Origin of the sequence: Mesorhizobium sp. M4A.F.Ca.ET.050.02.1.1 (genome assembly GCF_003997725.1) — a bacterium.
Classification (GTDB): domain Bacteria; phylum Pseudomonadota; class Alphaproteobacteria; order Rhizobiales; family Rhizobiaceae; genus Mesorhizobium.
Window position 1 is genome coordinate 1 of record NZ_RZSG01000358.1, and the last position, 5,910, is coordinate 5,910.

7 protein-coding genes are annotated in these 5,910 nt (G+C 64.5%); 2 read left to right on the forward strand and 5 right to left on the reverse strand.

Features of this window, described 5'->3' with window-relative positions:
* Positions 1–65: 65 nt before the first annotated feature.
* The 3 genes from EOA33_RS21340 to EOA33_RS21350 form a co-directional block, all read right to left on the reverse strand.
* Positions 66–797: a VWA domain-containing protein gene (locus EOA33_RS21340; protein ID WP_127406506.1), complete on the reverse strand. Its 732-nt coding sequence runs from the start codon at positions 795–797 to the stop codon at positions 66–68.
* Positions 798–904: 107 nt separating this feature from the next.
* Positions 905–1,342, reverse strand: coding sequence for a DUF1489 family protein (locus EOA33_RS21345; protein ID WP_126054677.1), 438 nt, complete (start codon positions 1,340–1,342; stop codon positions 905–907).
* 75 nt (positions 1,343–1,417) lie between these two features.
* On the reverse strand, positions 1,418–2,821 hold the full coding sequence (locus tag EOA33_RS21350; RefSeq protein ID WP_127406502.1) for an L-serine ammonia-lyase: 1,404 nt from the start codon (positions 2,819–2,821) through the stop codon (positions 1,418–1,420).
* A 183-nt stretch (positions 2,822–3,004) separates the two neighbouring features.
* On the opposite strand from EOA33_RS21350, the gene EOA33_RS21355 reads away from it, so the two are divergent.
* Positions 3,005–3,700 (forward strand): cysteine hydrolase, encoded by a 696-nt coding sequence (locus tag EOA33_RS21355; RefSeq protein WP_127406503.1) that lies wholly within the window; start codon positions 3,005–3,007, stop codon positions 3,698–3,700.
* Between the two features lie 42 nt (positions 3,701–3,742).
* Positions 3,743–4,477 carry a DUF599 domain-containing protein gene (locus EOA33_RS21360; protein ID WP_127406504.1) on the forward strand — a complete coding sequence of 245 codons (735 nt, stop codon included), beginning with the start codon at positions 3,743–3,745 and terminating at the stop codon, positions 4,475–4,477.
* Here the strand turns inward: EOA33_RS21360 and EOA33_RS21365 are convergent.
* Entirely contained in the window at positions 4,435–5,223 is a 789-nt protein-coding gene (locus EOA33_RS21365; protein ID WP_127406505.1) for a YdcF family protein, read from the reverse strand. The genes EOA33_RS21360 and EOA33_RS21365 overlap by 43 nt on opposite strands.
* 129 nt (positions 5,224–5,352) lie before the next feature.
* Positions 5,353–5,910 (reverse strand): amidase family protein (locus tag EOA33_RS21370; protein WP_245482401.1); only part of this gene is annotated, 558 nt, incomplete at its 5' end.

Below are 5,910 nucleotides of genomic sequence, written 5' to 3' on the forward strand. Positions count from 1 at the left end.
TACGAAGATCGTGGCGGCGCCGAGGAGCAACAGAAGCAATGCGACCAATGCGATCAGTATGCCCATCAATTTCCGCCGCCCCGCAAATGCTCGATCATCAGCCGATCTTCCGGCCTGCCCCTGGCTTCCAGTGCCGTCAGCCCGCCGGTGGCGAATACGGCTACCGCTGAAAGCAATCCCGCAAGGGTCGCGGCAGCATGCCGATCAAATCGGAACCAAGCTCCTTTAGACAGCCGCGCAATTTCCTTGAACGCTTTTTCCGCTCCGGAATCATGGCCTTCCTGGAAAATGAAGACTGGCACGCCATGCAGACCGAGGCTGCCGGCCTTGCTGGTGAGATCGTCGATGCTCTCTTCCATGGCATCGCCGATATAGACAAGCGCATTGACCTTGGTTGCCGCCGTTTCCTTCAACGCGTGGACGAGCACCTTGCTGATCTGAGTATGGCCGGCGCGGCAGTCGATCCGCGTCATCAGCTGCTTCAAAGCATTGGTGTCTTTGACGAAACCGGACGAACGGCACTCGCCGAGACCGCGGAAATAGACCAGTTGGACGCTAAGCGTCCCGAGCTTGCCAACGGCATCGAACATCTCGCCCTGCAGCGCGTTGGCCAGATCCCAGGTCGGCTGCCGGCTCATGGTCGCGTCGAGGGACAGAATCAGCCTGCCCGTGCCGCTGGCAGAAGCGCCAAGGGTTCTCGCCTGCCGGACAAAAGCGTCGATCTCCCCGGCGCTTGATTGAGGCTTGACCGGGGCAGGATCGGCCTTTTGGGGCACGGGCTGCTTGTTGTCGCTCATGAGATTCAAGATGTGGCGCGGCGCCAATGCTTGCAAGTCCCATGTCCGGCGATAGGGAGGGCCAACGCATCGGCGGATCACAAGCAGCGCGGCAGGTATCGTCCGGTCTAAAGCAGGCCCAGTTCGGCCAGCTCCTGCCTGAGCTTCGGAGGCATCTCCACCAGGCCTGCCCTGCCCTTGCCGAGATCGGCCGGCGCGTCGGAGGGTTTGAGATAGCGCCAGCCCTGGAAGGCGCGGCGCGGCTGCCATTCGGTGCGCACGACTTGCGGGTCGAGCATCAGGTGACAGCGGCCGATGCCCTCGTCGTCGGTGAACGGCCGGATCTCGGTGATCAACTGGCGACATTGCACGTTGCCCTTGATCACCCAATAGAGCGAGCCGCCGTCGGTGACTTCGTCGCCACGCGTCGGCACCATGCGGGTGGTGTGCCAGTGCTCGGCCGGCTCGCCGGCGCGCCGCCGCTCGTCGAGGCGAAAGTCGATCCACTCTTCGAGATCCTCGACGCTGTCGCAGCCGACGCAGAGTTTTAGGAGATTGAGAGCCATCGCTTAAGGTTTAGTCCGGCACGCGAAACCGTCAACGGCCCTGCCCGACTTCTCCACAGTGCCAGCATCAGCCGTTCAGCACTCGACGACGTTGACGGCGAGGCCGCCGAGGCTGGTTTCCTTGTACTTCTCGTTCATGTCGAGGCCGGTCTGGCGCATGGTCTCGATCGCCGCGTCGAGTGGCACGAAGTGGGTGCCGTCGCCCTTGATGGCGAGCGACGCTGCGGTCACAGCCTTGACGGCGCCGAGCGCATTGCGCTCTATGCAGGGCACCTGCACCAGCCCGGCGACCGGATCGCAGGTCATGCCGAGATGATGCTCCAGCGCGATCTCGGCCGCGTTCTCGACCTGCTCGGGCGTGCCGCCCATGACGGCGCACAGCCCAGCCGCAGCCATGGCCGAGGCGGAGCCGACCTCACCCTGGCAGCCGACTTCGGCGCCGGAGATCGAGGCGTTCGACTTGATGATGCCGCCGACGGCGGCGGCGGTGAGCAGGAAGTCGCGGATACTCGGCTGGTCGGCTTCGGGATGGAAATGCAGCCAGTAGCGCAGCACCGCCGGCAGCGTGCCGGCCGCCCCGTTGGTCGGCGCGGTGACGACGCGCCCGCCGGCGGCGTTCTCCTCATTGACCGCCATGGCGTAGATCGACAGCCAGTCATTGGCGAGCAAGGGGTTCGGCCGGTTCTGCTGCCACTGTTCCTGCAGCTTGTCGTGCAGTTGCCGGGCACGACGGCGCACCTTCAACCCGCCCGGCATGATGCCGTCCTGCGACAGGCCGCGGTCGATGCAGCCCTTCATGGCGCCCCAGATGGCGTCGAGACCGGCGTCGAGCTCCTCGCGCGACATCTGCGTCTCCTCGTTGACGCGCTTCATCTCGGCGATGGAAAGCCCACTCTTGGCCGCCATCTTCAGCATCTCGACGGCATTCTTGAAGGGATAAGGCACCTTCTTGCCTTCCGTCGTCACTGAGCCCTTGGCCTTCATCCGCTGCAGCTCTTCCTCGGAAACGACGAAGCCGCCGCCGATCGAATAATAGATGCGCTTGAGCAGCAGTCGGTCGCCGGCGTCGTAGGCATAGAACGCCATGCCGTTGGCGTGGCCGGTGAGCGGCGTCTTGCGGTCGAGCACGAGATCGGTCGCGGGATCGAAGCGGTAAGTCGGGTGACCCGGCGGCGCGATGCGCTTCTCGGCAGCGATCCTGGCAACGATGCCGTCAGCGAGGTCGGGATCGACCGTCTGCGGCGTCTCGCCGGCAAGGCCGAGGATGACGGCGCGGTCGGAGCCATGGCCGATGCCGGTGTAGGCGAGCGAGCCGTGCAGGCTGGCGCCGATGCGGTCGACCTTGACGCCGGCCGGCCGCGGCCAGTCGTTTCCGGCTACCTCGTCCAGAAAACGCCGGGCGGCGGTCATCGGCCCCATCGTGTGCGAACTCGATGGACCGATGCCGATCTTGAACAGGTCGAAAACCGAAAGGAACACGCGCCGTTGTCTCCTGAATCCGTCTCGGCATACATATAGGAATTGCTGAGATGTTTCCGCTGTTTTACGGATCGCGGCGCCGCGCCCTCCGACCTTGTTTGCTCCGGCAGCGACATTGATTGTCGGGTTGCGCTGGCGGGGCTATTCTCGACAACGCCAGGTATCGTTGCGAGGGAGGAAGCAATGCTTGCATTGGAGGCCAGGCCGGAACCGGTGTGCATCGTGCCGGCGCAGACGGCCGTCATCGTGGTGGACATGCAAAACGCCTTCGCCTCGGCGGGCGGCATGTTCGATCTGGCGGGCTTCGACATATCGGGTGCTGCACCGGCCATCGAGGCCAACAAAAGGCTGCTTGCGGCCGCGCGCAAAGCTGGCCTCACCGTGGTCTATCTCCAGATGTCGTACAGACCGGATCTCGGCGACGCCGGCGACATTTCCTCGCCGAATTACCACAAGGAACTGGGAATGGTGCTGATGCGCCAGCGCCCCGAGCTGCGCGGCAAGCTGTTGATCGACGACAGCTGGGACTGGCAGATCGTCGATGCGCTGAAGCCGGAGCCGGGCGACCAGATCATCCGCAAATCCCGCTACAGCGGCTTTTGCAACACCGGTTTGGAAGCGTATCTGCGGGCTCGCAATATCCGCCATCTGCTGTTCAGCGGGGTCGCCACCAATGTCTGCGTCGATGCTACCGCGCGCGACGCCTACATGCTGGAATTCTGGCCTGTCCTGGTCGAGGACGCGATGAACCATTCGGGCCCCGACTTCAACCGCCAGGCGACGCTGTGGAATTTCGAAAACGCGTTCGGATGGGTCACCAGGACCGACATGGTGGTCGAGGCCCTGCGCGCGAAAGCCGCCCAACCCCTGCCGGCCTAGCCGACCGTCGAAGCGGCCGGCTCGCCTGTGGTACAAGGGGACATGGGCGATTCCTTCCATCTTTCGACGGCCGACCTTGCGGCACTGGCCTTCTTCCTCATCGTCTGGGTGCTGCATACGCTGGCCTCCGACGGCAAGCTGGTCAGCCGCGTCTCGCTGACAACGGCGATGAACGCACAGCGCGCGGCCTGGATGCGAACCATGGCCGAGCGCGAGATCCGCATCGTCGACACCGCCATCATGACGGGTCTGCAACAAGGGACCGCCTTCTTCGCATCCTCTTCGCTGATCGCGCTTGGCGGCTGTTTCGCGCTGCTCGGCGCCTCCGACCAGGTGCTTACGATGCTGAGCGACCTGCCGCTGAGCGCGACCTCCTCGCGCGAGGCCTTCCAGATGAAGGTTTTCGGCCTGGTGCTGATCCTGGCCTTCGCCTTCTTCAAGTTCGGCTGGGCCTACCGACTGTTCAATTACTGCTCGATCCTGATCGGCGCGGTGCCGATCCCGTACGGCGAGGCTTCGCGCAATCCGGTCAGCGAGACGGCGGTCTGGCGCGCAACACGCATGAACATGCTGGCCGGCAAGCATTTCAATTCCGGCCTGCGCGCGGTCTTCTTCTCGATCGGCTATCTCGGCTGGTTCATCGACCCGGTGATTTTCGTGCTGTCGACGCTGCTGCTGCTGGCGGTGCTGGTCCGGCGCCAGTTCTTCTCTGCGGCCAGGGAGGCCGTCCTCGGTCAGCCCGGGAAGGGCCGGTCGATGCGGCCGGACAGCCAGTAAGCGGCAAGCCCGATCCATTCGCGGATCGCCATGGTCGTCACCTGCAGCGAATCGGCCGGGTTGTCGCAGAACAGGCCGATGCCTTCCTTGCCCGAGGTGCGGTAATCCACCGGCCATGGGATGGTCGGGAAGCCAGCCTTGTCGAACAGCGCCTTGGCGCGCGGCATGTGGAAGGCCGAGGTCACCAGCAGCCAGGTCTCGCCCGGCTTCGGCGCCGCCATTTGCCTGGTGAAGACGGCGTTCTCATAGGTGTTGCGCGACTTGTTCTCGAGGATCAGCCGATCGGCGCCGACGCCGAGCGCGCCAAGCAGGCGCGGCGCGGTGTCGGCATCGCCCTCGCCGTCCAGGAACAGTTCTCCGGTACCGCCGGATACCACCACCTTGGCCTGCGGGAACCGCCTGGCAAGGATCGCGGTCTCGACCATGCGGTCGCCGCCACTGTTCAACTCATAGCCGCCGCGTGCGAGGTTGATGGCGCCCTCGAAGCCGCCGCCGAGCACGACGATGCCGTCGACTTTCTGCGGCAGCGACGGTTTGGCAAAGCGCTCCTCCAGCGGGTTGAGCATCATCGCGCCGAGCGAGGTCCAGGCGGAAAGCGACAGGATCAGGAAGGCGAGCACGCTGCCGGTGGCGGCCAGCCGCCGACGGCCGAACGCGGCCGCGAGCAGGCCCGCCAGCAGCAGGAAGATCGCCAGGTTGAGCGGCTGGATGAAGAACCAGAAAATCTTGGAAAGATAGAAGAACATCCCTCACCCCATTACAGCGCCGCGCGCCCCTGGACGCGCAAGGGACGCTGTAACACTTTGATCTTGCGCATGATCCTTTCCGAAAATCGATTCCGATTCTCGGAGCCACGAGCTAGATGAGGGACGACCCTACCACCACTTTTCCGGCTGAAATGTGCCGGCCGCCTGCTCGATGACATGCGCCGTCTGGAACAGCGTCTCCTCGTCGAAGGGACGGCCGATGAGCTGCAGGCCGAGCGGCAGGCCCTTGGCGTCGAGACCGGCGGGGACGCTGATGCCCGGCAGGCCGGCCATGTTGACGGTCACCGTGAAGATGTCGTTGAGGTACATCTTGACCGGATCGGAAGCCATGTCCTCGTCGGCGATGCCGAACGCGGCCGACGGCGTCGCCGGCGTCAGGATGACGTCGACGCCGGCGGCAAACACGTTCTCGAAGTCGCGCTTGATCAGAGTGCGCACCTTTTGCGCCTGCAGGTAGTAGGCGTCGTAATAACCGGCCGACAGCACATAGGTGCCGATCATGATGCGGCGCTTGACCTCGCGGCCGAAGCCGGCGGCGCGGGTCTTCTCATACATGTCGACGATGTCCTTGCCCGGCACGCGCAGGCCGTAGCGGACGCCGTCATAGCGCGCGAGGTTCGACGAGGCTTCGGCCGCGAGGTCAAGCGCCGCATCATGATCGGCACC

Bases quoted from the DNA above. Each gene is read 5' to 3' on its own strand.
- EOA33_RS21340 (WP_127406506.1), bottom strand. From the start codon at position 797: ATGAGCGACAACAAGCAGCCCGTGCCCCAAAAGGCCGATCCTGCCCCG.
- EOA33_RS21345 (WP_126054677.1), bottom strand. From the start codon at position 1,342: ATGGCTCTCAATCTCCTAAAACTCTGCGTCGGCTGCGACAGCGTCGAG.
- EOA33_RS21355 (WP_127406503.1), top strand. From the start codon at position 3,005: ATGCTTGCATTGGAGGCCAGGCCGGAACCGGTGTGCATCGTGCCGGCG.
- EOA33_RS21360 (WP_127406504.1), top strand. From the start codon at position 3,743: ATGGGCGATTCCTTCCATCTTTCGACGGCCGACCTTGCGGCACTGGCC.
- EOA33_RS21365 (WP_127406505.1), bottom strand. From the start codon at position 5,223: ATGTTCTTCTATCTTTCCAAGATTTTCTGGTTCTTCATCCAGCCGCTC.